Annotated in this window: 24 protein-coding genes and 1 pseudogene; 23 read left to right on the forward strand and 2 right to left on the reverse strand. The window is 61.4% G+C overall.

All coding sequences use genetic code 11. The annotated features are described in order from the left end of the window. Positions 1–2,404 (forward strand): ATP-binding protein (locus F758_RS51275; protein ID WP_024512987.1); only part of this gene is annotated, 2,404 nt, incomplete at its 5' end. Positions 2,405–2,410: 6 nt separating this feature from the next. Here the strand turns inward: F758_RS51275 and F758_RS0139505 are convergent. Both F758_RS0139505 and F758_RS48820 read right to left on the reverse strand, forming a co-directional pair. Further along, a complete protein-coding gene (locus F758_RS0139505; protein ID WP_024512988.1) occupies positions 2,411–3,328 on the reverse strand; it encodes a LysR substrate-binding domain-containing protein in 918 nt (305 codons plus the stop codon). 155 nt (positions 3,329–3,483) lie between these two features. After that, a pseudogene (locus F758_RS48820) lies at positions 3,484–3,670 on the reverse strand (IS3 family transposase); the annotation flags it as partial. Between the two features lie 190 nt (positions 3,671–3,860). On the opposite strand from F758_RS48820, the gene F758_RS0139515 reads away from it, so the two are divergent. The 22 genes from F758_RS0139515 to F758_RS0139620 all read left to right on the forward strand — a co-directional run. Then, entirely contained in the window at positions 3,861–4,697 is an 837-nt protein-coding gene (locus tag F758_RS0139515) for an alpha/beta fold hydrolase (RefSeq protein WP_198026680.1), read from the forward strand. Positions 4,698–4,723: 26 nt separating this feature from the next. Continuing rightward, positions 4,724–5,761, forward strand: coding sequence for an LLM class flavin-dependent oxidoreductase (locus tag F758_RS0139520; protein ID WP_245286726.1), 1,038 nt, complete (start codon positions 4,724–4,726; stop codon positions 5,759–5,761). Positions 5,762–6,301: 540 nt separating this feature from the next. Further along, the gene (locus tag F758_RS0139530; RefSeq protein WP_024512992.1) at positions 6,302–6,865 is read left to right on the forward strand and encodes a GNAT family N-acetyltransferase; all 564 of its coding nucleotides are present in this window, start codon (positions 6,302–6,304) and stop codon (positions 6,863–6,865) included. Positions 6,866–6,960: 95 nt separating this feature from the next. After that, complete coding sequence (locus F758_RS0139535; protein WP_502689223.1) at positions 6,961–7,896, forward strand: DMT family transporter; 936 nt, start codon at positions 6,961–6,963, stop codon at positions 7,894–7,896. 156 nt (positions 7,897–8,052) lie between these two features. Further along, a complete protein-coding gene (locus F758_RS0139540) occupies positions 8,053–8,703 on the forward strand; it encodes a hypothetical protein (protein WP_024512994.1) in 651 nt (216 codons plus the stop codon). Between the two features lie 370 nt (positions 8,704–9,073). Further along, the gene (gene budA, locus F758_RS0139550; RefSeq protein WP_051387182.1) at positions 9,074–9,916 is read left to right on the forward strand and encodes an acetolactate decarboxylase; all 843 of its coding nucleotides are present in this window, start codon (positions 9,074–9,076) and stop codon (positions 9,914–9,916) included. A gap of 407 nt (positions 9,917–10,323) precedes the next feature. Continuing rightward, positions 10,324–10,797: a Sua5/YciO/YrdC/YwlC family protein gene (locus tag F758_RS51285; RefSeq protein ID WP_198026682.1), complete on the forward strand. Its 474-nt coding sequence runs from the start codon at positions 10,324–10,326 to the stop codon at positions 10,795–10,797. A 17-nt stretch (positions 10,798–10,814) separates the two neighbouring features. Next, complete coding sequence (locus tag F758_RS51290) at positions 10,815–11,060, forward strand: hypothetical protein (RefSeq protein ID WP_198026683.1); 246 nt, start codon at positions 10,815–10,817, stop codon at positions 11,058–11,060. Positions 11,061–11,170: 110 nt separating this feature from the next. After that, complete coding sequence (locus F758_RS0139560; protein ID WP_024512997.1) at positions 11,171–11,941, forward strand: alpha/beta fold hydrolase; 771 nt, start codon at positions 11,171–11,173, stop codon at positions 11,939–11,941. A gap of 29 nt (positions 11,942–11,970) precedes the next feature. Beyond that, a complete protein-coding gene (locus tag F758_RS48825; protein WP_084306041.1) occupies positions 11,971–12,204 on the forward strand; it encodes a hypothetical protein in 234 nt (77 codons plus the stop codon). Positions 12,205–12,644: 440 nt separating this feature from the next. Continuing rightward, positions 12,645–14,288: an acetolactate synthase large subunit gene (locus F758_RS0139565; RefSeq protein ID WP_024512998.1), complete on the forward strand. Its 1,644-nt coding sequence runs from the start codon at positions 12,645–12,647 to the stop codon at positions 14,286–14,288. A gap of 2 nt (positions 14,289–14,290) precedes the next feature. Next, entirely contained in the window at positions 14,291–15,667 is a 1,377-nt protein-coding gene (locus tag F758_RS0139570; RefSeq protein WP_024512999.1) for an aldehyde dehydrogenase family protein, read from the forward strand. Between the two features lie 106 nt (positions 15,668–15,773). Continuing rightward, the gene (locus F758_RS0139575; protein ID WP_024513000.1) at positions 15,774–16,865 is read left to right on the forward strand and encodes a 2-hydroxyacid dehydrogenase; all 1,092 of its coding nucleotides are present in this window, start codon (positions 15,774–15,776) and stop codon (positions 16,863–16,865) included. Positions 16,866–16,877: 12 nt separating this feature from the next. After that, entirely contained in the window at positions 16,878–17,921 is a 1,044-nt protein-coding gene (locus tag F758_RS0139580) for a heme o synthase (RefSeq protein WP_024513001.1), read from the forward strand. A gap of 1 nt (position 17,922) precedes the next feature. Beyond that, positions 17,923–18,801: a ubiquinol oxidase subunit II gene (gene cyoA, locus F758_RS0139585; protein WP_084306043.1), complete on the forward strand. Its 879-nt coding sequence runs from the start codon at positions 17,923–17,925 to the stop codon at positions 18,799–18,801. A gap of 2 nt (positions 18,802–18,803) precedes the next feature. Further along, complete coding sequence (gene cyoB / locus F758_RS0139590; RefSeq protein WP_024513003.1) at positions 18,804–20,780, forward strand: cytochrome o ubiquinol oxidase subunit I; 1,977 nt, start codon at positions 18,804–18,806, stop codon at positions 20,778–20,780. Then, positions 20,777–21,409: a cytochrome (ubi)quinol oxidase subunit III gene (locus F758_RS0139595; RefSeq protein WP_024513004.1), complete on the forward strand. Its 633-nt coding sequence runs from the start codon at positions 20,777–20,779 to the stop codon at positions 21,407–21,409. Before cyoB ends, F758_RS0139595 begins: the two co-directional genes overlap by 4 nt. Next, the gene (gene cyoD, locus F758_RS0139600; RefSeq protein WP_024513005.1) at positions 21,406–21,810 is read left to right on the forward strand and encodes a cytochrome o ubiquinol oxidase subunit IV; all 405 of its coding nucleotides are present in this window, start codon (positions 21,406–21,408) and stop codon (positions 21,808–21,810) included. Before F758_RS0139595 ends, cyoD begins: the two co-directional genes overlap by 4 nt. Positions 21,811–21,944: 134 nt before the next feature. Next, complete coding sequence (locus F758_RS45715) at positions 21,945–22,715, forward strand: YoaK family protein (RefSeq protein WP_024513006.1); 771 nt, start codon at positions 21,945–21,947, stop codon at positions 22,713–22,715. A 189-nt stretch (positions 22,716–22,904) separates the two neighbouring features. Beyond that, the gene (locus F758_RS0139610; protein ID WP_198026684.1) at positions 22,905–24,998 is read left to right on the forward strand and encodes an FUSC family protein; all 2,094 of its coding nucleotides are present in this window, start codon (positions 22,905–22,907) and stop codon (positions 24,996–24,998) included. Beyond that, positions 24,995–25,198, forward strand: coding sequence for a DUF1656 domain-containing protein (locus tag F758_RS0139615; protein ID WP_024513008.1), 204 nt, complete (start codon positions 24,995–24,997; stop codon positions 25,196–25,198). The genes F758_RS0139610 and F758_RS0139615 overlap by 4 nt, the downstream gene beginning before the upstream one ends. Before the next feature lie 157 nt (positions 25,199–25,355). Continuing rightward, positions 25,356–26,086, forward strand: a 731-nt coding sequence (locus tag F758_RS0139620; RefSeq protein ID WP_198026685.1) for an efflux RND transporter periplasmic adaptor subunit, incomplete at its 3' end; no start/stop codon positions are given.

Raw genomic sequence — 26,086 nt, forward strand, 5'->3', positions numbered from 1 at the left:
TCGGCTGGTCTCGCTAACCGGGGCCGGAGGCATCGGCAAAACGCAGCTCGCGCTCGCGGCCGCGCGCCAGGTAGTGCCGAACTTTAGCGGCGGCGTGTGGCTGGCCGAGCTCTCGCCGCTCGCTGATCCCGGCTTGCTGCCCGCCACAGTTGCCGCTGCGGTCGGCCTTGAGCTTGGTGGCGGTGAAATTTCGGCACAACGCGTGGCGCTGGCGCTCGCCGACCGGCGACTGTTGCTGGTGCTCGACACCTGCGAGCATGTGATCGGCGCCGCTGCGGGAATGGTCGAGGCGTTGTTGCACGCCAGCCCGGCGGCGCATGTCATCGCAACGAGCCGGGAGCCGCTAAAGGCAGAAGGGGAGTGGATCTACCTGGTGCCGCCGCTCGCCGTGCCCGCTGTGGAGAGCGATAACTTTTGGCAATACGGCGCGGCCCGGCTGTTCGTCCTCCGATCACGCGCGAGCGGGGCCCATGTTTCCGAGGATCGGCATGTCGCCGCGTTTATCGCGACGATTTGCCGGCGGCTCGACGGCATCCCGCTGGCGATCGAGCTGGCAGCGGCGCGCGGCGGCGCGTTCGGCATCGAAGCGCTCGCCGCCGGCCTCGACGATCGCTTCCGGCTGCTGACCGGCGGACGGCGGATGGCATTGCTGCGGCACCAGACTCTTCGGGCGACGCTCGACTGGAGCTACGAGCTGTTGTCCGAGCCCGAACGCGTGATCCTGCGCCGCCTAGCGATCTTTGCTGGTGTCTTTAGGCTCGAGGCGGCCAGTACGGTTGTGGCGAGCCCCGAGCTTCCACAGTCGGAAGTCGTCGAGGGTCTCGCCAATTTAGTCGCGAAGTCGCTCGTTGCGGCGGAGGTTGACGGTCGCGTCGCGCGCTACCGCTTGCTCGACACAACGCGGGCCTACGCGATCGAAAAGCTCGGCGAGAGCGGGGAGAGCGAACGGCTCGCGCGGCGTCATGCCGAATATTACAAGGATTTCTTCGAACGGGCTGAAGCCGCATTGGATGCGCGATCCACGGTCGAGTGGCTTGACGATTACGGGCGTCAAATCGACAATTTGCGCGCGGCACTCGACTGGGCCTTCTCGCCGAACGGCGAGGTCTCGATCGGCGTGGCACTGACCGCCGCTGCAGTGCCTCTATGGATGCATTTGTCGCTGCTGGACGAGTGCCGCAATCGTGTCGTTCGGGCGCTCGCCGCTATCGAAGTGGGAACGAACCCGGATGCACGCCTTGAGATGAAGCTCCATGCGGCCCTCGGCGGATTGCTGATGTACGCTTATGCTCTCAAGGATGCGGTTACCAGGGCTGGCGCAGCCTGGACGCGGGCCTTCGAGATTGCCGAGAGCCTTGACGATGCCGAGTACCGGCTGACCTCACTTTGGGGTCTGTGGTTCTTTCAATTCGCAAGCAGCGGCCATCGCGTGGCGCTAAAACTGGCGGAAAGGTTCTGCGCCCTGGCGGCAAACGGGCCTGACCCCAATTATCGGCTGGTCGGCGAACGCATGATGGCTATCTCGCAGCACTATCTCGGCGACCTACCGAGCGCGCGGCGTCATCTCGATCGGGCGCTCGGTGAGTATGTCACCGCCAATCACACATCGCCCGTCCTTCGCTTTCAGTTCCGCCCGCACGTTGCGGCGCGCGTTCTTCTTGCCTGGATTCTGTGGTTGGAAGGATTTCCCGATCAGGCCATACGCGCCGCCGAAAAGAGCGTCGAGGAAGCTCGGGGCGCCGATCATGTAATCTCGCTGTGCTACGCGCTGGCTCAGGCATGCGCGATCACGCTCTCGGTCGGCGATCTGGCCGCAGCGGAATCTTACGTGAGAGTACTCGTCGACCAGTCCACACGGCATTCCTTGCCGTTCTGGGCTGCCTTGGGCCGCAGCCATCGGGGATCGCTGCTGATCATGCGTGGCGACGTCGATGCCGGACTACGGTTGCTGCGCGCCGGCGACTTCGAACTCGGCGAAGGCAGGGTCGCCTGGCGGTCGGTTACGTTCTCCACGGTGACGGCAGAGGCGCTCGGCCGTACTGGGCAGATCGGTGATGGGCTTATCATGGTCGAGGCGGCGATTGACCACTGTGAACGCACGGAAGAACTATGGCTATTTCCCGAGTTGCTGCGCGTCAAGAGCGAGCTTCTTCTGTTGCAGAGCGGATCCAGCGCTGCGGCAACGGCTGAGGATCACTTCCGGCAAGCGCTCGACTGGGCGCGCCGGCAAGGCGCGCTGTCCTGGGAACTACGCGCTGCCACGAGCTTCGCTCGCCTGTTGCGCGATCAGGGCCGTCCCGCCGAAGCGATGGCACTCCTCCAGCCGGTCTACGACCGGTTCACCGAGGGCTTCGCCACCGTCGACCTGCAGGCGGCAAAAGCGATCATCGACGCCCTCCAATAGTGGGTGTCATGGCGTCCCCATGGAGGCCTCAAGCTCTCGACGCCTCCCGAGCGCGATGGCTGCATCGATGAAGGCGCGGACGCTCGCTGAAGGCTCGGCTGCGCGGAACGCGACCGCGAGCTCCACCTTCTCGGCAAAGTCCGCGAGCGGCCGGAATACGACCTCAGGGAAGCCCAATCCGTGCATGGATTCAGGCCCCAGCACCGCGCCGTAACCGGCGGCAGCCATGCTGAGTGCGGTGACGAAATCGCCGACGTCATGAACGATCTTGATCGGAAATCTGCCAACGGCCGCCAGCCGCTCCAGATGGCTTCCGAAGGTCGCGACGTGCGGGACGATGAAAGCCTCGTTGCCCAAGTCCGCCGCGTGCAGCGTGTGGTTGCTCGCCAGCGGGTGGTCGGCGGCGAACGCCACGCAAAGTGCTTCGTTATAAATCACATGTGCCGCCACCCCAGCCGCGTAACTGGGCCGAGGTCGTATCAGGGCCGCATCCAGCCGACCTTCCGCAAGCGCGTCGAGCTGCCGCGGCGTCTCCATCGCGGTTAGGCGAAGCTGCACCGCAGGGTGGCTTCGGCGATACTCCCGCAGCAGGCTTGGCAAGATCCGATTCATGGCCACGGACGTCACATACCCAACTTCGATCTGGCCGAGTTCGCCGCGCGCTGCGAGGCGTCCGACCTGCTCGGCCTTTTCCAGCTGACGGATGGCGGCCTGAGCTTCGGACAGGAACAGCCGTCCTGCCTCCGTGAGCGACACTGCGGCCCGCTTGCGACGGTTCAGTAAACGAGCGCCGAACGCCTCCTCCAGCGCCTTGATTTGCAGGCTGACGGCCGACTGCGCCACGTTCAGCCGGTCGGCGGCGCCCGCGAAACTGAGCTCTTCGGCGACGGCTATAAAATAGCGGAGCTGACGAGCGTCAAGCATGTGCCAAGTCAACCTCCGTGATTGCAATCCAACAATTCCATATTGGAATCTGCAGCTAACCGCAGGTCATTGCCGGTCATAATGGCGTTTGCCAAGGCCGAGCAAACCCCGGCGGGTAAGCCTCTCTCTTCGAGAAGCGACAACGTGCAAACGCTTCTCCACTTCGCGGGCATCGCCATGATCAGCGCGTCGGCGACAAACTGCGGTGTCATGGTGGCGTTCATCGACCAACCGACAACGCGAAAGAAATCGACGGCAGCAACATAGAGCCACCCCTCGGCCGTCCAGTGAAATGAGGACCCAATTCCGGCTCGGCTGCAGCACCTCAAACTGGCGATCGAGATGGCGACCGTCAAGCCGAGGCGATTTAATCAGTATGCCTGATTAAAATCCAACAATTCGATGTTGGATTTGCGGTCGACGATAGGCCCAGATAAGGGCCGTCAACAACTGGCATTCGAGGTCGGATGCGCCAATCACACGACTGCAAGATACCGATCAAAACCGGCGTTCGGTCAGGATTGGAGGAAGCGTGCCGCAAATCTCTGTGAATGGCCTCGACGCCTACTATCGCGACGAAGGCACCGGCGTCCCAGTGTTGCTCGGGCATAGCTCCACTGCCTCAAGTGGACAATGGCGGGAGCTCTTCAAGCGAATGTCGGACCGCTATCGCTTAGTCGCTCCCGATCACATCGGATACGGACGTACAGCAGCGCATTCGGGCGACATTCCGCTGATGGAGCACGAGATTGCGATTGTCGAGGCGCTCGTCTGCTTGATCTCGCAGCCGGTTCACTTGGTCGGTCACTCGTTCGGAGGCTCCATTCTAGCGCGGGCAGCCGTCCGAATGCCAGGACAGGTGCGAAGCCTAACCCTGGCCGAGCCGGCACTGTTTTACCTGCTTGCCCCTTCGGGAAGAGTATCCAAGCATGCCGAAATCAAGGCCATTGCGGATCGCGTCATTCGTTACGTTGGTGAGAAGGACACCGACGAAGCCGCGCGTGTCTTCATCGAATATTGGGTCGGCCCCGGCGCTTACGACGCGATGGACGCCAAGCTGCGCGAAACGGTGAGGGCGAGCATGGCCAAGGTTTCCGTCGAATGGCCGACAACCTTCCAGCCATACGGAGCAACGGTCGAGGCACTCGCTGCACTCAAGATGCCTATTCAATTGATCGGCGGTTCACGGACGACACCCGCCGCAATGGCCGTCATGGACGTGCTGCGCAGCTTGTGGCCAGGAGCGGCGTATGCCGAGATCGAAGACGCAGGACATATGGGTCCGGTGACGCACGCGGACACCGTCAACGAGATTATAGACACATTCATCGGCCGGGTGACGGCGTCAATCTCTGCGACAGGCGTGTAGGCCGTCGGCGACACGGAGAAGAGAATATGAGTATGGAGGGCCTTGGCCAGCCAACAGCCAGTTTCGGTATTTTTGATCATTTGGATCACGCCGGCGGGAGCCTGCGCCAGCAGTACACCGATCGATTAAAAATCGCGGCGGCGTGCGATGAAGCTGGCTTTCTCACCTATCACGTCGCTGAGCACCACGGCACGCCACACGGAATGGCGGCTTCACCGAACCTGTTCCTATCGGCCGTAGCTCAACGGACCAAAAGGCTCCGGCTTGGACCGTTGGTGATGCTGTTGAATCTGTATCATCCGCTGCGCGCTTTCGAAGAGATATGCATGCTCGATCAACTCAGTGGCGGCAGACTCGATCTTGGTATTGGCCGCGGGGCCCCGGTGGAACTTTCGTTTTTCGGTGTTTCGGCTGAAGAGACACATGACCGCTACAGAGAGGCGGCCGAAATTGTTCTCAAAGCCATGGAAACCAAAAGGCTTACGCACAGCGGCCGCTATTTCAATATGTACGACGTGCCGATCACGCTCTCACCCATCCAGAGACCCCATCCACCGCTATGGTACGGGGCGATGAAGCCTGAGACAGCCCGATGGGCGGCCGAGAACTCGATCAACATAGCTTGTGTTGGAAGGAGCGCGACGATTCGGGCGATTACGGACGTCTATCGGGCGGGCTGGAAGGCGCCGCCGACGCAGGTTATGCCGCTGCTTGGCATGGTTCGCATTATGGTGATCGCCGGGTCCGACGCTCAGGCTCGTGCGCTGGCTGCTCCAGCCTATGCGCGCTGGATCGAGACATTCACGTTCCTGTCGCGTACCCGCGATTTGCCTCTTCCACCGAACTTGCCGACGTCATTCGAGCAAGCCTTGAACGACGGCTTCTGTCTGGTCGGATCACCCTCCACCGTGCTGGAGGCCCTCAAGAGACAGGTGACGGAGGCGGGCGTCACGTACGTCATGTCTCAAATCGCTTTCGGCGACCTGCCGCTCTCTGCATCGCTTCAGACGATCTCATTCATGCGGTCGACGATTATGCCCGCACTCGCAGACCCCTTTGGCTAAACGTGGCTATGCGGCCGAGGCGGTTCTTGACTTACATTCACAAAACGCCGCGCGATCCTTCTATCGACAGGCATTGATAGCGGCTATCCTGCAAACGACTGGCAAACCGTTGCAAACCCCTGCGATGTGGAGGGTAGGAATCATGGACGAAGCCATCAAGTCTGCGACAATCATCGCCGCGGCGCGCCTCGCGGCTGGTTCTTCAGTGTTGATCTTGTCAACACGCTGGAGACGGACAGCCGTGCCGCGAGTTGCATCGCCAAAGAGACAGGTCTGCGTTTGATCAGTTCGTCTGATTAAAATCCAACTATTCGATATTGGATTTGAGAGCCCCACACTGAGACCTTACGCCTATCGATACTTGGGACTGGACCTACGCAGATGGTAATGGATCACACCGGCCTTACCCGACACGTGTTTGATGCGAACGATGCTGAGGCGCTCGCCAACGCAGAAGAACGGTTCACCGATGGCAAAGGACACTTGCTCGCCCACAGCACGACCGCGTGTCTCATTTTTGGTACGCCGAGCGATTGAGATATGGCTTACCAAATCCAGCGTTATCCTGCCGAATTGATCGACGTGCTACGTTTGACTGCTGGCGAACGTGTCGTTATGCGGCCAGTCTTGCCGCAGGATAGGGAACTCCTGAACGCGTTCTTCCATGGTCTCTCCGCTGACGCGCGGTGCAGTCGGTTCATGCATCCTGTCAGTGAACTGTCTTCCGAACTATTGCGGCAATTCACGCAGGTGGACTATGCCAATCATGTCGCGCTCGTTGCCGAAGTCTTCGTCGATGGCTGCGAAGTCGTGATTGGTGAAGCGCGCTATGTGCGGGCGGCCGACGCCTCGTCAGCAGAATTTGCGGTATCGATAGCCGACTCCTGGCAGGGTAACGGCCTCGCAAAACATCTGTTGGGAAGACTTGAACGCTTCGCGTCAGACGCCGGCGTTCGTCAGATAACGGGTCAGACACTTGCTAGTAATAAGAAAATGCTGGCGATGGCAGCAAAAGCTGGCTTCAAGATTTCTGCGATTCTCGGCGCACCGGGCGTAATGCGGCTTGAAAAGAGACTGGCTCCGCTGCAGCAGGGACCGAAATGACGCCCAATACCCCGCTAGACAAATGCGATCGGGCTATCCGCTACGACGGCGCCGGCCGAGGGTCCTCCGACGATCCCAATTTTGCGGACCGTGAGGTGAGCGAGGCCACCGCGTTGGCAGGAGGTCGAGCGCTCGAGACGAACGGTCGGCCCGGAGTCATCTCCAGGTCGCCCGCTTGGGGCCGGCTGCTTTTAGTCGCGACCGCCGTTGGTTGGGGCCTCGGCTGGCCAATGATGAAGATCGCCATGCACGATTGGCCGCCGCTGTTCGCCCGCGGCTGTGCCGGGCTGGCTGCCGCGCTCGGCCTCACCATCATCGCGATGGTGCGAGGACAGAACGTCTTACCCTCGCGCAGCCTGGCGTCGCGGCTCGCCCTCGGGGCAGTAACTAATGTGGTCGCCCCGATGGGCTTCACAGCCCTGGCGCTGCTGTGGCTTACGGTGGCACAAGGTGCGCTGCTGACTTTCTCCATGCCGATCTGGGCGACGTTGCTCGCCTGGCCGATCCTCGGGGAGCGCCCCAGGTTGCGAAGTGTGATCGCCTTGTGCCTCGGCGTGGCCGGATTGGTCCTCCTTATGGGGGCAAATCTAGGAGGCGGGATCGAAACGTTTCCGGGCGTGGCGCTCGCCCTTGCCGCGGCCATCCTGTTCGCCCTGGGCGCAGTCACCTCCCGAGCGCCTATTCCGCTGCCGCCCATGGTCTCAACCGCGTGGCAGATCGGCCTCGGTTCGGCGGCAATGATCGTCCTTGATTTGACCCTCAACGGGTCGGAAATCGGGCCGCTGAGCTTCGCTGGAGCAGGCGCGCTCGCCTACATGGCGGTGTGTCCCATGGCTCTCTGCTATCTCTCGTGGTTCGCCGCCCTTGAGCGTGTTCCCGCAGCAACGGCATCGACCGGGCTTCTACTGGTCCCGGTTGTCGGCGCGCTGTCCGCCGCTGCGATTCTCGGTGAAGCACTAGGTTTCCGCGAAATCTGCGCGTTCGTGCTGACTCTTGGAGGGGTGGCGCTGGAGTTGCAGGGACGCAGATGACGGACCGCCCGGAGCAACGCGAAGAGACGCGCCCAACTAAGTCAAGCCTGCGCTTGATCAGTTCGTGAGATTAAAATCCAATTGTTCGATATTGGATTTGAGAGCCCCGCATATTCTAGGCTTACGCCTATCGATATTTATCAAACGATAGGGTGCATGATGACGTTCCTTACACAGACTGCTGGCGCCGAGGGTACCGGCGCTCCGCCGTGGCAGGAGAGCTTCACCGCGCGTCTCGAAGCGCTCGCCCTTTTGCAAACCTTGAACGCAGAGCTTCTAAGCCACGACAGCGCTACGCTGACTCTGGACCGCTGGTGTGCCGCCCACCGGTTGGCCTCGTCGGCTCGCATCGTGGCCGTGCGCGCCGCGGGTGCGGAGCAAGCGCCAACGGATGAGCAGCGTCAGCTTCTCGGTGTCAGCGCGACGGAGCCTGTCCGCTACCGTCGAGTGCGCCTCATCTGCGGCGACCACGTTCTCTCGGAAGCGGATAACTGGTACGTACCCGCCCGGTTGACACCGGAGATGAACCGGCTGCTCGACACCACCGACATCGCCTTCGGCCGAGCAGTGCAAGCGCTTGATTTCCGGCGCCACACATTGTCGGCGAAGCTGCTCTGGCCGCCCCTGCCGCAGGACTGGGAAATGGGCGCCCCGCTGCCCGAGCGGAAAGGGGCGACGCTCACAATCCCCCACGCGGTGTTGCAGCACCGCGCTGTGCTTTCTCTGCCGGACGGCACTCCATTCAGCGAAGTGGTCGAGACCTATACTCGCGAGGTGCTTGCCTTCCCAGAGCCGCAACAGCCCTAGTATATCGGCAACGGCGACAACGTCACGATCTGCTGCGCCTCCGGCGACCGTGGCTCGGAGGCGATCGATGATCTGGACGCGTCATAGTCGATTGGTGTCGCTCGCATATGACACTCGCAAGCGGTCACCGGCTGCGGCGTAGTCGCGGCCGATTCTTCAACATCGATCTGATCACCAAGCTCGAACCGCACCGCCGTGCCGCGAGGCCGCATCACCAATTAGCTAAGCCTGTAATTTGATCAATTCGTGCGATCAAAATCCAATCATTCGATATTGGATTTAGGAGCTCCACACGTTGACCATACGCCTATCGATGCATCGACGCTTATTTGTCGGGTGACGAGACGTCGAAAAGGCAAAGGCAATGATGATGAAGGCAAGATCCGCGGAGCTCACGATCAATATTCCAATCTCACTGCGCCAGCCGCTTGAGGACGAAGCGCGACGGGCGTCAACCACGCCGTCCGCGGTGGTGTGCACAGCACTCGCGCTGCATCTCGGTGTATCACTGCATACCCTGTTCCAGATCTCGACCTCGGGCGCCCTCGTCACCGGCGTCTATTCGGGAGCAATCACTGTGCGCCAGCTCCTCGCCCACGGCGATTTCGGTCTCGGCACTTTCGAAGGCCTGGACGGCGAGATGGTCGTGCTCGACGGAGCCGTCTACCAGGTACGGGCCAGCGGAGAAGTCTCGCAAGCCGCGGCGTCGGCGCTGACGCCGTTTGCCGTCATCACCCGATTCGCGCCCGGGACCGATGAGCAGATCGGTGCCGTCTCCAATCTGCGCGAGCTGGAGGCTGGCTGTGACCGGCTGCGCACCTCCAACAACATATTCTTCGCGATCCGCCTGGACGGACGGTTTGATCATGTCCGCACCAGGGCGGTGAGCCCTCAGAGCCCCGGTGGCCGCCTCGTCGATGCGGCCCGCGATCAGCATGAGTTCGACCTGGTGGACGTCTCCGGCACCCTCATCGGCATCTGGTCGCCTGGGTTTTCGAGCGCGTTCAGCGTGCCCGGATATCATTTCCACTTCTTGACGGAAGACCACCGCCACGGCGGCCACGTACTCGAATGCACGGCGAAGCGGCTGCGCATCAGGATGGAAGCGTTGAACGACTTCCATCTCGCACTTCCAGAAACCGAGGCCTTCCTGAAGGCGGATCTGAGCAACAGCTCCGCAGACGAGCTTCTTTACGCAGAGAAATCTCACTGAGCAACAGGAGAGCACTATGACAGTCGTCACACGCAAGTGTCCGCCGCGCACGCCACTCCCGGTATGCCCGCAGGTGCCACACGGGCCGTTCCTAAACGGAGTGATGATTGTGCTCAAGACGCTTACAGCAGTCGCCGCTGGCATAGTGCTCGTCACGATAGCCTTTGCCAAGTTCGCGAGAGGAATCCCCCACAAGCGCAATCGGTCGCACTTCCCTGACCACATTGGATAGGCATAGGGCGTCCCACAGGAGGTCTTAGCAAAAAGTGTTCGCCATTGCCGGCAACCATTGGCGGTGGTCGCTTTCCCTAAAGGCGTACAGGGCTCCGTTCGAACCTCGATTAATCGAAACCAGGAAGACAACAATGCACCGTAAATGTGTGGAATGGAGCGGCGGAAGAGAGCAGATGGCCGTTAGTCTGCTTTTGGAAGGTGGGCGCATGATCGTTAGTCCGACGAAGGTCGGCTACATTATCATGACCACTGACATCGGCGGATTAACCCGGATGTTTTCTTCGAAGAAGCGAGCTCTCAACAAGCCCAGCGTGGTGCTGTGCGGGTCGATGGAGCAGCTTCGGCAGCTCGCGGTCCTGAACGCCGAAATCGACGCGTTCTATCGGGCGGCCTGGGACAACGACATTCTGCTGGGTTGCATTCTACCTTGGAAAGCAGACGCCAAGGAACACATTCCCCATGATGGTTCAGAGTCCTTGATCATGGATCAGCGCTCCACCAGCTGCTTCGTCGTCAAGTTCGGAGCACAGTCCGAGCTCATCACGCGTGCGCTTTGGGAGGATCATGGGACGCTGACGTTTGCCAGCTCCGCGATCCCTCGGGCAAGGGCAATTCCGGTCGCGTCGACGGCATCGGGGAGCGCATAAACAATGAGGCCGATCTCGTGATCGCCGCAGACGATTATGTTCGCGGAATTCAACCAGGTGCGAATGAGAAGACTCGCTACGCACAGGGGGTCATGTTTTCAATGGTCGACGCCGAAGGCAGGCTGATTCCGGAGCAAAGAGGTGAGCGCTCGATTCAACCAGGACCAGTTGTCATTCGCAAGGGTCTCGACCTCGAGCGGATTCTTCTGCTGCTATCAACAATCTATCCCAGCTGGGATTATCGTCACGGAACCTACTACTGAGGCTTTCTGCCAAGTAGTGAGGCAAAACGCAGTTCAAACATCTCGCCCGGATTTTTGCGGAAGGTAGAGCTCCCATGAACAAGCAAGACGATCATCAGCCAAAGTGTCCAATGAATCGACGCACATTCGTAGGCTTGGTCGCTGCGGGGGCGGCAAGCACTCTTATCCGGGGCACTGCCGCTGCTGCGCGAACCGCGCCGAAGGCCCGAAACGTCGTCCTTGTGCACGGGCTGTTCGCCGACGGATCATCCTGGTTCGAGGTGATCGCACGATTGCAAGCCGCGGGCCTCAATGCCACGGCCGTACAAAACCCGCTGACAACGCTGCCCGAAGCGGTAGCCTCGGCCGAGCGCGTGCTGGCGCGGCAGGATGGTCCCACAGTCCTGGTTGGGCATTCCTTCGCCGGGATGATCGTGACAGAGGCAGGTCAGCATCCCAACGTTTCGGCTCTTGTTTATGTGGCTGCGAGGGCGCCGGATGCGGGCGAAGATTACACGACGTTGGCCAAGACATTTCCAGCGCCACCAGCGTCCGCTGGCATTGTCTTCGACGGCGATGAAGGACGGCTCAGCGAGACGGCGTTCTTGCGCGATTTCGCGGGCGACCTGCCGAAAGCGAAGGCCAAGGTCCTCTATGCGGTCCAGGAGCCGTTCCACAAGGCTCTGCTCGCCGGCAAGACGACGCATGCGGCCTGGCGGTCGAAGCCGAGTTTCTATGCCGTTTCCACGGAGGACCGCACGATCAATCCCGATCTCGAACGCTTCATGGCCAAGCGCATGGGCGCCAAGATGATCGAAGTGAAGGCGAGCCACCTGTCGCTGATCTCTCAACCCGACGAGATCACCCGATTGATCCTGGAGGCCGCCGGACAACCCGCCTAGCAGGCGGGCGGCCGTCCTCGTGAACGTTCATGGGCGAGATCACTCAATTTGTCGCCATGCCGTTCGACTGGACCAGCGACGGGTTAGTCGCGGGTGAACCTTACAAGTGCGCAAGCCCTTCGAGCGCAATAGACCGAGCCAAAGGTTATTGGCAGGTCTTAGGCCACGCAGGCGCGGTGGCTTTTGTGCGGACCGGCTATCCCGCGACCAAAACGACAGTGCTCCGGACATTCGGCAACGTGCCCAAAGACTTGCCGATTTGAACGCGCATCGTCGCCGGCCGACGGAAGCTGCCTTTGGTGCCGTCTTCCTGATGATGTCTCGAAAAGAATTAGGGACTGGCAATAGTCAAGCACCCCGGCGACCGTCGGGCAGGGCGCGCGGTCGCCGAAAGAATGCGTGGGCTTGTAGGGCGACCACAGTGCCGCGAGCCGCCGCCGGATTGTCGATGCCGCGACGTGCTCGACCTCGCGCATATAGCGCTCGCAGGCGGTCACCGCCCGTAACTGCGGCCGCCTCTTCAACATCGATCTGATCAACAAGCTCGAAGCGGACTGCCGTGCCGCGGGACCGCATCGCCAATTTGCAAGCCTGCGATTTGATCAGCTCGTGTGATTAAAATCCAATAATTCGATATTGGATTTAAGAGCTCCACACGCCGACCTTACGCCTATCGACACGTCAAGCGGTTGGAGCGTATCCGATGAATGGAGCTACTCTGCTCGTAGAGGCACTTGAGAACGAGGGTGTAAAGCAGATCTTTGGGGTGCCCGGAGAAGAAAATCTCGATGTCGTCGACGCGCTGCGCCGCTCGACGATTAAGTTGGTGGTGACCCGCCATGAACAAGCCGCCGCCTTCATGGCAGCCACGCATGGGCGGCTGACCGGCGAGGCTGGCGTTTGCCTCTCGACGCTGGGGCCCGGCGCGCTCAACCTGACTACCGGTGCCGCCTACGCGCTGCTCGGCGCGATGCCGATGGTTATGATCACCGGCCAAAAGGGGGTCCTCAGCCGCAAGCAGGCAGGCTTTCAGGTCGTCGACATCGTCTCCACAATGACGCCGCTGACCAAGATGGCGCATCAGATCGTCAGCCCGGCGACGATTCCGTCTATTGTGCGGGAGGCTTTCCGGGTCGCGCAGCAGGAGAGACCGGGTCCGGTCCATCTCGAACTCCCGGAGGACATCGCGGCGGAGGAGGCGCCGGAGATTTCGCCAGTACCGCCTCATCCGATCGCATTGCCGGTTGCCCATCCTGAGGCGCTGGATCGAGCGGCCCGATTGGTCCTCGACGCCGAGCGTCCCCTGGTGATGCTAGGTGCAGCCGCGAGCCGGCCGCGCCTGTCGGGTGCCTTGTCGGATTTCGTGAGGCGCCTGCAGATTCCTTTCTTCAACACGCAGATGGGCAAGGGCTCCGTCGCGGGCGGATCCGGGCTGTACATGGGCACCGCCGCGCTATCGGAGCGCGACTATGTGCATGACGCGATCGAGCGCGCCGATCTGATCATCTCGATCGGCCATGATACCATCGAGAAGCCGCCCTTCCTGATGGGGCCGGGCGGACCCAAGGTCCTCCACATCGGCTATCTGCCCGCCACGGTCGAAGAGGTTTACTTCCCGCATGCGGAGCTCATCGGTGATGTCGGCGCGACCCTCACGCTGCTGGCCGACCGCCTGGAAGGCAAGCTGGCGCGCGCGAGTGCCCTGTTGCCGCTGCGCGAGCAGATCCTCGCGCGCATCGCCGACCGGGAAGAAGAAAGCCGCTATCCGCTGACGCCGCAACGCATCGTGCACGATGTGCGGCAGGTGATGCCGGAGGACGGCATCGTCTGCCTCGACAACGGCATGTACAAGATCTGGTTCGCCCGCAATTACCGCACCCGCGTCGAGAACACGCTGCTGCTCGACAACGCGCTGGCGACAATGGGGGCTGGATTGCCCTCGGCAATGATGGCCGCGGTGCTCTATCCGAACCGGCGCGTGCTCGCGGTATGCGGCGACGGCGGGTTCATGATGAACTCGCAGGACCTGGAGACCGCGACGCGCCTGGGGCTCAATCTTGTTGTGCTGATCATCGAAGACAATGCCTACGGCATGATCCGCTGGAAGCAGGCCGCAGACGGTTTTCCCGATTTTGGCATGACGTTCGGCAATCCCGACTTCGTTGCCTATGCCACGGCTTTCGGCATCAAGGGCAATCGAGTCGAAAGCGCCGATGGTCTCGCGCCGGCGCTCAAAGCCGCGTTCGCACGCGGCGGCGTTCACCTCGTCGTGGTGCCCGTGGACTACGCCGAGAACAGCCGGGTCCTTCTCGAGGAGCTCCGGGTCCATGCAGTGTGTGGAGGATAGCCATGATCGAGGTCGTCCAGGCATTCGATCGGGCGGCGATCACACGGCTCGACAGCGACGGTAGGGCCGCGCTCGACCGCAAAATCGAGGCCGCCCGAAGATTGTTCGCCGACCGCCGCGCTTGGCTGAAAACCCATCAGACAATGGAGATTCTCAGGAAGCTGGCTGAGCTGATGGAGGGCAAGCGCGAGCATCTCGGAGGTCAGATCGCGCGCGAAGGGGGCAAACCATTAAGTGATGCACTGCTCGAAACCGATCGTGCCATTGATGGCGTGCGCAGCGCAGTCGACGAACTGCGTGTCCGGGGCGGCCGGGAAATCCCGATGGGACTGACGCCGGCGAGCATGGATCGGCGGGCTTTCACGATTCTCGAGCCGATCGGCGTCGTCGCCGCAATCTCGGCGTTCAATCATCCATTGAATCTGATCGTCCATCAGGTTGTACCGGCGATCGCAGTAGGCTGCCCAGTCATTGTCAAGCCAGCGATCGCGACGCCGCTCTCCTGCCTCGATCTCGTCGACCTGCTCCATGAGGCCGGGCTGCCGCCCGATTGGTGTCAGACCTTTCTTCCTGAGACCAACGAGCTCGCCGAGGCGCTCGCGACAGACCCCCGGATTGCATTCCTGAGCTTTATCGGATCGAGCCGCGTCGGCTGGTATCTTCGCTCCAAGCTGCCACCGGGAACGCGTTGCGCCTTGGAGCACGGCGGTGCCGCGCCGGCGATCATCGATCGGAGCGCCGACCTCGACCGTCTGATCGAGCCGCTCGCGAGGGGCGGCTATTACCATGCCGGTCAGGTCTGCGTGTCGGTGCAGCGGATCTATGTCCATGCGGATTTGGAGAGCGCGTTTCTCGACCGCTTCGCCGCTCGTGTGGCGGCATTGAGGGTCGGTGATCCCATCTCGGCTGAAACCGAGGTCGGTCCGCTGATCCTTCCGCGCGAGGCCGATCGAGTCTCGGCCTGGACCGACGACGCCGTTGCAGCCGGCGCAAGGCTCATCGGCGGTGGACGCGTCAGTAGCACGACGCTGGCTCCGGCGATCATCGTCAACCCGCCGCGCGAGGCCAAAGTCTCGACCCTCGAAATATTCGGCCCGGTGACCTGCGTCTATCCTTTCACGCGGCTCGCCGATGCCATCGCCGCCGCGAATACGCTGCCATTGGCATTTCAGGCCAGCATCTTCACCGAAAATATCCGCACCGCGTTCGATGCCGCCCATCACCTCGCCGCCTCGGCGGTAATGGTCAATGACGATACCGCCTTCCGCACCGACTGGATGCCCTTCGCCGGCCGTCGCCAGTCCGGCTACGGCATCGGGGGAATCTCTTGGACGATGCGGGAAATGACCGAGGAGAAGATGATCGTCTTCAGGATTTAGGAGCGCTCGGGCAGTGTTGCGCGCGTGCTGCTCGGAGGCCGTCTGAACGGGCAACTGTCGGGCTCCTTCCTACTTTCACATCTCAATTCCCAAGGAGGGAATTCTCATGCGGGTCGCCATCTTCAGCAACCACAAGTACGACCAGAACTCGTTCGAAGAGGCCAATCGCTCGTTCAAGCACGATCTGGTGTTCCTGACAGCGACCCTCGAGAGCGCCACCGCCTCGCTGGCCTCTGGCTTCACGGCGGTCTGCGTGTTCGTCAACGATCGGCTCGATGCACCCGTGCTGGCACAGCTCGCCAAGGGCGGCACGAAGTTTGTGGCCCTGCGCTGCGCCGGATACAACAACGTCGATCTCGGGGCGGCCGGGGCCCACGGGATCACCGTCGCGCGTGTTCCTGCCTACTCGCCGTATGCGGTCGCCGAATATACCGTCGGCGTCCTGCTCGCTCTTAATCGGCAGATCTGCCGAGGCTGGCTGCGCGTCCGTGGGAACAATTTTTCCCTCGAAGGCCTGGTCGGCCGGGACCTGCACGGCAGGACCGTCGGCGTGATCGGCACGGGGCAGATCGGCGCACTTGTCGCGAAGGCATTCAAGCTCGGCTTCGGCTGCGATGTCGTCGCGCACGATGTCTACCGCAACCCGGAACTGGAGAAGATCGGGGTCCGCTATGTGGAGCTCGAGGACCTGCTCAGGAAGGGCGACATCGTCTGTCTGCATTGTCCGCTGACACCACAGACGCGTCATTTGATCAACGAGAAGACGCTGGCGCTGGCCAAGTCCGGCTTCCTGCTTGTCAACACCGGTCGCGGCGCGCTGATCGACACCAGAGCGCTGATAGACGCCTTGAAGAACGGCAAAGTGGGTGGCGTCGCTATGGACGTCTATGAGCAGGAATCGGACCTGTTTTTCGAGGATCTCTCCAATGAAGTCGTCGAAGACGATGTTTTCCAACGTCTCCTGACGTTTCCAAACGTGATTGTTACCGGCCACCAGGCGTTCTTCACGAGAGAAGCGCTCAGCGCCATCGCGCAGACCACCTTGCAGAACATCGCCGACTTCGAGGCAGGCTGTCCGGACCCCGCGCGACTGGTCAAGGCTCACACATCCCCGTCCGGTCGTTGCTATCGGGCCTGCATGCCGACGCAGTCGGTTGGAGCGCGTATCACGCTCGCAAACATCAGTCTCATGCGCTGAAAGGAATTGCCCATGGCGATCACAGAGATTCCTTTCTCGCGCCTGCGGATGGATTCATCGATCCGGTTCACGATGCGCTCGTCCGATTTCATCGCGCTCATGAAACCCCGTGTCATGTTGCTTGCGGTGTTCACTGCGCTGGTTGGTCTGGTGATTGCGCCGGGCCACCTCGATCCACTCCTCGGGTGTATTGCAATTCTCGCCATCGCCGCAGGGGCTGGTGCGGCCGGTGTGCTCAATATGTGGTACGACGCCGATATTGATGCGGTGATGAGACGAACCGCAATGCGTCCAATACCTCGCGGAACGATCTCGCCCATAGAAGCGCTTGTATTCGGACTTTTCCTCGCTAGCACAGCGGTCGCCGCTCTTGGCTTTGCCCTCAATCTCAAGGCGGCGGCGCTGCTCGCCTTCACGATCTTCTCTTACGTCGTTGTGTACACGATATGGCTGAAGCGGCACTCGCGACAGAACATCGTGATCGGTGGAGCCGCCGGCGCGCTTCCACCTGTCATTGGCTGGACGGCGGCGACCGGAAACATCGGGCTTGAACCGCTCATCTTGTTCCTGATTGTGTTTCTGTGGACCCCGCCGCATTTTTGGTCGCTGTCGCTCAATCGTGCCGACGAATATGCGCGTGCGGGCGTTCCCATGTTGCCCGTTGTTGCCGGAAGGGCCGAAACAACGCGGCAGATCCTCATCTATAGTTTTGTTCTCGTGCCGGTGTCGATGCTGCCGTGCGCGCTCGGGTTTGCCGGCACACTCTATGGCGCAACAGCCGGCGTCTGTGGGGCGGTCTTCGTCGTCCTGGCGTTGCGATTGAGCAGCAGGAGCGAGGTCGATCGGCGCCCCGCCCATCGCCTGTTCGCGTTTTCCATCGTCTACCTCTTCGTGCTCTTTGCGGCGCTCCTGGCCGACAATGGCAGCAATCGGTGGTCATCTCGGCTCTGGCCACACGCCGCGGCGGTCGGCGACGGGCCGACGCAGGCTGAATCCCGAGCACGTTCCTTCGCAATGGCTCGCAGTTTTTTCATCGTCAGCACGGACGAGGCTTAATATGCGATACATCGCACCAGCTCTTGCTTTGACCAGCGCTGCGACGCTGGGCGGCTGCTCGGAAGGCGTCCTCAATCCACAAGGACCCATCGCTCTCGCCGAACGACAAATCCTGTTCAATTCGCTCGGAATCATGCTGGCGATCGTGATCCCCACGATCCTCGCTACTTTTGGCGTCGCTATTTGGTTTCGCTCCTCCAACAGGCGCGCCGTCTACATGCCGGATTTCGCTTATTCCGGACGTCTCGAGCTGATCGTTTGGTCGATTCCTGCGATGACCGTGCTCTTGGTCGGCGGCGTCGCCTGGGTCGGCGCACACGACCTCGACCCGCGCAAAGCAATCACTTCCGCGGTGAAGCCCGTCACCGTTCAGGTCGTCTCGCTCGATTGGAAATGGCTGTTCATCTACCCCGACCAGGGCATCGCGAGCGTCAATCGCCTGACCGTTCCGGTTGGGACGCCAATCAGCTTTGAGCTGACCTCTTCCGGGGTCATGAACAGCTTCTTCGTACCGCAGCTCGGAACTCAGATCTACACCATGTCGGGAATGGTGACGCACGTCCAGCTGCAGGCCGATCATCCCGGAACGTATCCGGGGCTGTCGGCCCAGTTCAGCGGCGACGGCTTTGCCGATATGCGCTTTAGCGTCGATGCGGTGCCGGCCGACGAGTTTGCAGGCTGGGTGACCGCAACTCGCAGCACGGGTCCGACACTCGACGCACGAACTTATGCCGATTTGGCCAAGCCGAGCGAAAGGGTTTCGCCGTTCACCTATCGGGCCGTTGCTTCCGATCTGTTCAACCGGATCGTGATGTCCGGGACGACGCCGGACGAGACGTCTCAGTCAACCTGTTCGCAGTCACAGAGGGCGGAACAATGAATCTGCTTGGCAAGCTCGACTGGAGCGCGATCCCATTCAATCAGCCGATCATCATGGGCGCGTCGGGATTCATGATCCTGGGCGTAGTGTTCGTTCTGGCGTTGATCACATTCAAGGGATATTGGCCTTATCTGTGGCGCGAGTGGCTCACGTCGGTCGACCATAAACGGATCGGCGTCATGTATTGCGTGCTGGCGCTGGTCATGATGCTTCGCGGCTTCGCTGACGCGATCATGATGCGCGCTCAGCAGGCCGTCGCGGCTGGCGGCGCGCACGGATATCTGCCTCCGGAGCATTTTGATCAGATTTTCTCCGCGCATGGCACCATCATGATCTTCTTCATGGCGATGCCTTTCATGATCGGGCTGATGAACTTTGCGGTCCCGCTGCAACTTGGTGTTCGCGACGTCGCCTTTCCCACCTTGAACTCGGTGAGTCTGTGGCTGACCGCGTCCGGGATACTGTTGGTGAACATCTCGCTGGTGGTCGGCGAATTCGCGAAAACGGGTTGGGTCGCGTATCCCCCGCTTAGCGAGCTGCAATTCTCACCCGGCGTCGGTGTCGACTACTACCTTTGGGCCCTGCAGATCTCCGGCATCGGCACCTTGATGACGGGAATAAACTTCGTCGCGACGATTCTGAAAATGCGAGCGCCCGGTATGGGCTACATGCGCATGCCAGTCTTCTGCTGGACGGCGCTCGCCACCAACCTGCTCATTGTCGCGGCCTTCCCTGTTCTGACCGCAACGTTCGCGATGCTGCTGCTCGATCGCTATCTCGGCTTTCACTTCTTCACGCTGGCGGGGCAGGGCAACCAGATGATGTACGTCAGTCTGTTCTGGGTGTGGGGTCACCCAGAGGTCTACATCCTGGTCTTGCCGGCGTTCGGCATATTTTCGGAGGTCATCTCGACTTTCTCCGGCAAGGCGCTGTTTGGCTATCGCTCGATGGTGGCAGCCACCATGGCGATCTGCATTCTATCCTTCCTTGTTTGGCTGCACCACTTCTTCACTATGGGCGCCACCGCTGACGTCAATGGCTTCTTCGGGGTCATGACGATGATCATCGCGGTGCCGACCGGCGTGAAGGTCTTCAATTGGCTGTTCACGATGTACGGCGGGCGCGTCCGTTTCACCGTGCCGGTCCTATGGTCACTCGGCTTCATGGTGACCTTCGTCATCGGCGGCATGACCGGCGTGCTGATGGCCGTTCCTCCCGCCGATTTCCAGGTACACAACAGCCTGTTTCTGGTCGCCCACTTCCATAACGTCATCATTGGCGGCGTCGTGTTCGGCGCGATGGCAGGCTACAATTACTGGTTCCCAAAAGCCTTTGGTTTCAGGCTTGATGAGCGCTGGGGCAGAGCTTCGTTCTGGTGCTGGCTGATCGGCTTTTATATCGCATTCATGCCGCTCTATGTGTTGGGCCTGATGGGCATGACCCGGCGCATGCAGCACTACGACAACTTAAGTTGGCAGCCATGGCTTGTGGCGGCCGCGGTCGGTGCGCTCGTCATTCTCGCGGGGATCGTCTGCCAGATCGTGCAACTCATCGTGTCGATCCGAACCCGCGAGAAGCATCGCGACGTGACGGGGGATCCATGGAACGGCCGCACGCTTGAATGGTCCACGGCGTCGCCACCCCCGGCCTGGAACTTCGCGGTCCTGCCGCATGTCACTGAGAGAGACAGCTATTGGAGCCGGAAGCGATCCGCGAAAGCAAACGCGCCGGCGACGCCGCGGAAATACGAGCCCATCGAAATGCCGAGAAACAGCCCCACCGGCTTCATCAACGCATTCTTTGCGGTGGTCACCGGCTTCGCCCTGATCTGGCACATCTGGTGGATGGCGGCCCTCGGAGTGTTCGGCGCGTTGGTGACGATCCTTTTCTTCACCTTTCGCCAGCAGGAGGAAGTCGAAATTTCGGCTGAGCAGCTTGCCCAGTTTGATCGCGCTCACCACACGGAGGTCGCCATATGAACATCGCTGTTGCCGCCGATCATTTTGACGCTGAGTCCCTGCCGAGGGCAAGTGAAGCGGGTCCTGCTCCCAAGCGCGTGGTGGTTGCCTACGGCTTCTGGATCTTCCTGTTAAGCGACATCGTGATGTTCTCGGCCTTGTTTGCGGGATACGCGGTGCTGATGCATGCCACTGCGGGCGGTTCGACAGGCGCCGAGCTATTTAATCAGGTGAGCGTCGCGATGGAAACCGCTTGTCTTCTCGCCTCGAGCTACACGTGCGGGCTGATGTCGTTGGCAATCAATTCGCAACGACGTCATGCCACCTACTTGGGAGCCGTCTTCACCTTCGCACTCGGCGCCGCGTTCCTCGCCCTCGAGATCCGAGAGTTCGCCTCTATGGTCGCTCTCGGTGCGACCCCGGAGCGTAGCGCTTTTCTGTCCGCCTTCTTCACGCTCGTCGGCTGCCATGGACTGCACGTTGGCATCGGTCTGCTTTGGCTGACAATCATGATGGCCCAGCTCGCAATTCAGGGTTTTCGCCCAATCGTCGAGCGGCGCCTGCTTTGCTTTTCCCTATTCTGGCACGCGCTCGACATCATTTGGGTCGGCCTGTTCACGGTGGTTTATCTAATGGGAGTGAGCTCATGACCGCAACACACTACGATCGCGCGCCTGGAGACAGATCCAGGCCTGCCGAGTTGCCACGTGAAGCTTCGTCCGGCGTACTTGTGTACACGATCGGACTGTTTCTGGCGGCAATCCTCACGGCAACATCCTTCTGGGCCGCCAACACGTCGCTGCTCTGGCCACCCGGCGTGCCCCTGGGACTCGCTGCTCTCGCTATCACCCAGATAGGAATTCATCTGGTGTTTTTCCTGCACATCACCTCGGGACCGGACAGCACGAACAACGTCCTGGCGCTTGCGTTCGGCGTGCTCATCGTAGCCCTCGTGATTGCCGGCTCGCTCTGGATCATGACGAATTTGAACGAGAACATGATGCCGTCGTCCGAGCTGATGAATTTGCACGCAACGACAAACCGTCATTAGAGCGAAAAAGGAGCTTGCAAATGAGGGGTCTGCGCGTCCGACCAGTTGCCCGCGCCTTAGCGTGTCGCACTGGGCCGCCGGTGAAGCTGCATTGATGCCGCACGGTTTAACGCAATGGTCACGGGTACTCATCAATGAACGACGGCGCTCATCCCACCTTACACAACGATTCCGCGGATCGTGGCGTGCTGGTGCCGTCGGTCGACGGTTCACTCGCTGCAAAACTGCTGGTTTTTGTGCTGAGTGTCATCGCCGGGAGCGTGGATATCATCGGCTTTCTCGGGCTAGGTGGCCTGTTCGTCGCCCATATCACCGGCAATATCGTGGTTCTCGCCGCTAGGCTGGTCGCTGGCGATCAAGCATCCTTGGCACATTTGATTGCGGTGCCGCTGTTCGTGGCCGCGCTTGCACTGAGCCGACTGCTGGCCGCTGGGCTGGAGCGGATCCGGATCACTTCCCTGATGCCTTTGCTGCTTCTACAGTTCCTTTTGCTCTTGGCCTTCTTCAACATTTGCTTCGATGCTCATCGGGGTACCGATCCCAACTCGCCACGCATGATCTTTGCCGGAATGCTGGGCGTTTCCGCAATGGCCGTGCAGAACGCGCTGGTACGGATCTCGCTCAGGGGAGCGCCATCCACGGCGGTGATGACGACCAACATCACCCTGTTCACTGCGGATGTCGTGCAGATACTGCTCCGGGGCGATGCGAGCGGTGTTGCCGCGGCGCGCGACCGCGCCGGCAACATCTGGCCGGCGATCGCTGGCTTCCTTTTGGGCTGCGCCGTCGGTGCGGCGTGCGAGGCCGCGCTCGGCCTGCGCTCTCTCGTGTTGCCGGCTGCCTTTGCGCTTTTCGCCATCGCCTTGGGCTTAGCCGCTGCGCTGCAGGATGCTGGGTTCGACTAATTCATCGAACGAAGAACGATATGACGAGCGCAAGGGTTGAAACCGACGGTATGGGTCAAGTTGAGAGTCCTGCGGACAAGTGATGGGGCGCAGACCCGGCGCTCACTTGAGCATTTCAGCATCGCCTGGTCCTGACGAGACCCAAAGAGCTTTAAGCCGCACGGCGGAATCCGGCAAAGGAGACCAAGCTTGCGAATAGGGCTAATCGAACTGAGGTTGCCCGAGCTGCGCGAACTGGCGTCAGACTTGCGCGCGGTCTGCGATTGGAAGGCGGCTTTGGTGAACGCTGCGCGGGCCGCCGGCCCGCCGCTACTATTCGGCCTGCGGCTGTGGGCCTCTGTCTGTCTCGCTCTCTACGTCGCGTTCTGGCTTCAGCTGGAGAACGCGTCTTGGGCCGGCACGTCCGCGGCGCTGGTGTGCCAGCCGCTTCTCGGCGCGTCGCTGCGCAAGGGATGGTTTCGCATGATCGGCACCTTGGTAGGCGCCGCCGCGATCGTGGCGCTGACGGCATGTTTCCCGCAAGACAGCGCCGGTTTTCTCGTTGGTCTGGGGCTGTGGGGCGCAGCCTGCGCACTTGTCGCCACGCTGCTGCGCAATTTCGCGAGTTACGCAGCAGCGCTGGCCGGCTACACGACCGCGATCATCGCCAGCGATGAACTCGGCGCGATCGGCGGCACGAACGGCGAAGCCTTTACAATCGCCATCACCCGCGTCAGCGAGATCTGGATCGGCATCGTGTGCGCCGGCATTGTCCTCGCCGGGACTGACTTCGGCGCGGCTCCACGGCGGCTTGCCGTGCTGCTCGCGGGCTTGTCAGCCGAAATCGCGAGCAAGTTCGGCGCCGCATTGACACTGGCCGGATTGGCGCTGTCGGACATGCAACCGGTTCGACGCGAACTCGTCCGACAGGCGATCGCGCTCGACCCCGTGATCGACGAGGCGATCGGAGAATCCTCGAGACTTCATTCTCATTCGCGGGTGCTGCAGGCGGTCATCGATGGCCTGTTTGAAGCGCTGGCCGGTTGGTCAGCCGTGGTGAGGCGGCTCGCGCGCTTGCCGGATGACGCCGCTCGGCGGGAAGCCGATGCTGTGCTGGACCGCGTGCCACGGGAGTTGCGGTCCGCGCTCTCGTTGGGTGATGCGACACCCTGGGTGAGCGATTCGACTACGATGCGTCGCCTGTGTGACACGGCGGTGCGGAGCCTGACAGCTTCCCCGGCCGCGACGCCGTCATTGCAACTGCTCGCCGAGCAGACCGCGTGCGTACTAGCCGGCTTGTCCGACGTTCTCAACGGACTGGCGTTGCTGGTCGCAGACCCCGCTCATCCCCGACGTAGCCGCCCCGCTAGACTCCATGTGCCCGATTGGCTGCCGGCAGTCCTCAGCGCCGGACGCGCTTTCGTGACCATCGGAGCGATCGAGGTCTTCTGGATCGTGACCGCATGGCCAGACGGCGCGTTAGCCATCACCTGGACCGCCATTTCGGTCCTTCTGCTTTCGCCGAGAGCCGACGCGGCCTACGTGCAGGCTGTCAAGTTCATGGCGGGCACCGGTCTTGCCGCGGTTTCCGCCGCAATCGTCGCATTTGCGGGCCTGCCGAATGTACAGACCTTCGCTGGCTTCAGCATCGTGATGGGGCTCTTTCTGGTGCCGGCGGGTGCTCTCATGGCTCAACCGTGGCAGGCCTCGATGTTTGCCGCCCTGGCCGGCACTTTCGTGCCGTTGCTCGCGCCAGGCAACCAGATGAGCTACGACATCGTGCAATTCTACAACGCGGCGTTGGCGATAGTTCTGGGCTGCGGCGCCGCGGCTCTGTCGTTTCGCTTGCTGCCGCCGCTGTCGCCGGCCAAGCAGAGCGAGCGGCTGCTTGCGCTGGCCTTGCGCGACCTGCGCCGGCTCGCGACGGCTGCCGTTCGGCAGCCCCGCGATGAATGGGAAAACCGCATGTACAGCCGCCTCGCGGCTTTGCCCGACCAAGCCGAGCCGCTGCAGCGGGCGCAGCTTTTGGCGGCGCTGTCAGTCGGGGCCGAGGTTATCCATCTTCGTCGCATCGCACCTCAACTGGGCCTTGTCTCGGACCTCGATTCCGCGCTCGAGGCGCTTGCGCAAGGGAACAGCGTTGCTGCAACCGCAGCGCTGATCGCGCTCGATCAACGGCTTGCCTTGCTCAGGCAGGGCGATGCGCAAACCTCGATTGTGCCGCGAGCACGTAGCCGAGTTCTCGCGATCTGCGACGCTTTGGGCCGGCATCGCTCTTACTTTGACGAAGGAGCATCAAATTGAAGTTCGTCGAGGTCAATCTGCTCGGCGTTTATGTTGCGCCGATCTCGGTGATGATGGTGGCGGCATGGTTCGTTACCGCGGTATTGCGCTGGGTCGCGGGCCGCTCTGGCTTGCTGGCCTACGTCTGGCATCCGGCGCTGTTCGTTTTCACGGTGTACATCATCGTGCTGTCGTCAATCGTACTCGTCACCGCGCGCTGAGCTCGCTATGTCCGATTCTGAAGCCAAAATGTCTGACGCTGAAACCATACTGGAGCGCAAGAATACGGATCTTCACGTCGTGCGCTCTGCACAGCCAGCAGCCTACAAAATGCACAAGGCGCCTATCCGAACCGTCCCTGTTTTGATAACGCTCGCCATGACCGTTTTTGCCGTGGTTCTCGGTTGGGCGATGTGGGATACGTATATGGGAGCGCCATGGACACGCGACGGAACCGCGCGCACCTATGTCGTCACCATGGCGCCGGAAGTCGCGGGACGTATCGTTGAGCTACCAGTGGTCGACAATCACTTCGTGCACAAGGGCGATTTGTTGCTGGTGATCGACCCGACCAACTATAAGATCGCCCTCCAGTTGGCCGATGCAGCCGTCGATCAGGCTCACGCCATGGCCGAGAATGCGCGGCGCGAGGCGGAACGCCGGCGCAAACTCGACGACCTGTCGGTCTCGGCGGAGCAGAAGCAGACCTTCGACGCGAACGCCGTCGCGGCCCAGGCGCAATATCAGCAAGCGGTCGCAAACCGCGATCAGGCCAAGGTTAACTTGGAGCGCACCCAAATTCGCTCTCCTGTGAATGGCTGGGTGACCAATCTCTACGCACGGGTCGGCGACTACGCCGCGATAGGAAAAAGCGCCATCTCAGTCGTTGATGCCGATTCCTTCTGGGTGGATGCATATTTCGAGGAAACACAACTTGCCTCCATGCACGAGGGTGATCCTGCCAAGATCAAGTTGATGGGCTACAGCCAGATCGTGCGTGGCGAAGTCGGCGGCGTCGCGCGCGGTATCAAAGTCTCGAACGCGCAATCCGACCCGCAAGGGCTTGCCGCGGTGAATCCGATCTTCACCTGGGTACGCCTCGCTCAACG

Source organism: Bradyrhizobium sp. ARR65 (genome assembly GCF_000472385.1).
In the GTDB taxonomy this organism is placed as follows: Bacteria; Pseudomonadota; Alphaproteobacteria; order Rhizobiales; family Xanthobacteraceae; genus Bradyrhizobium.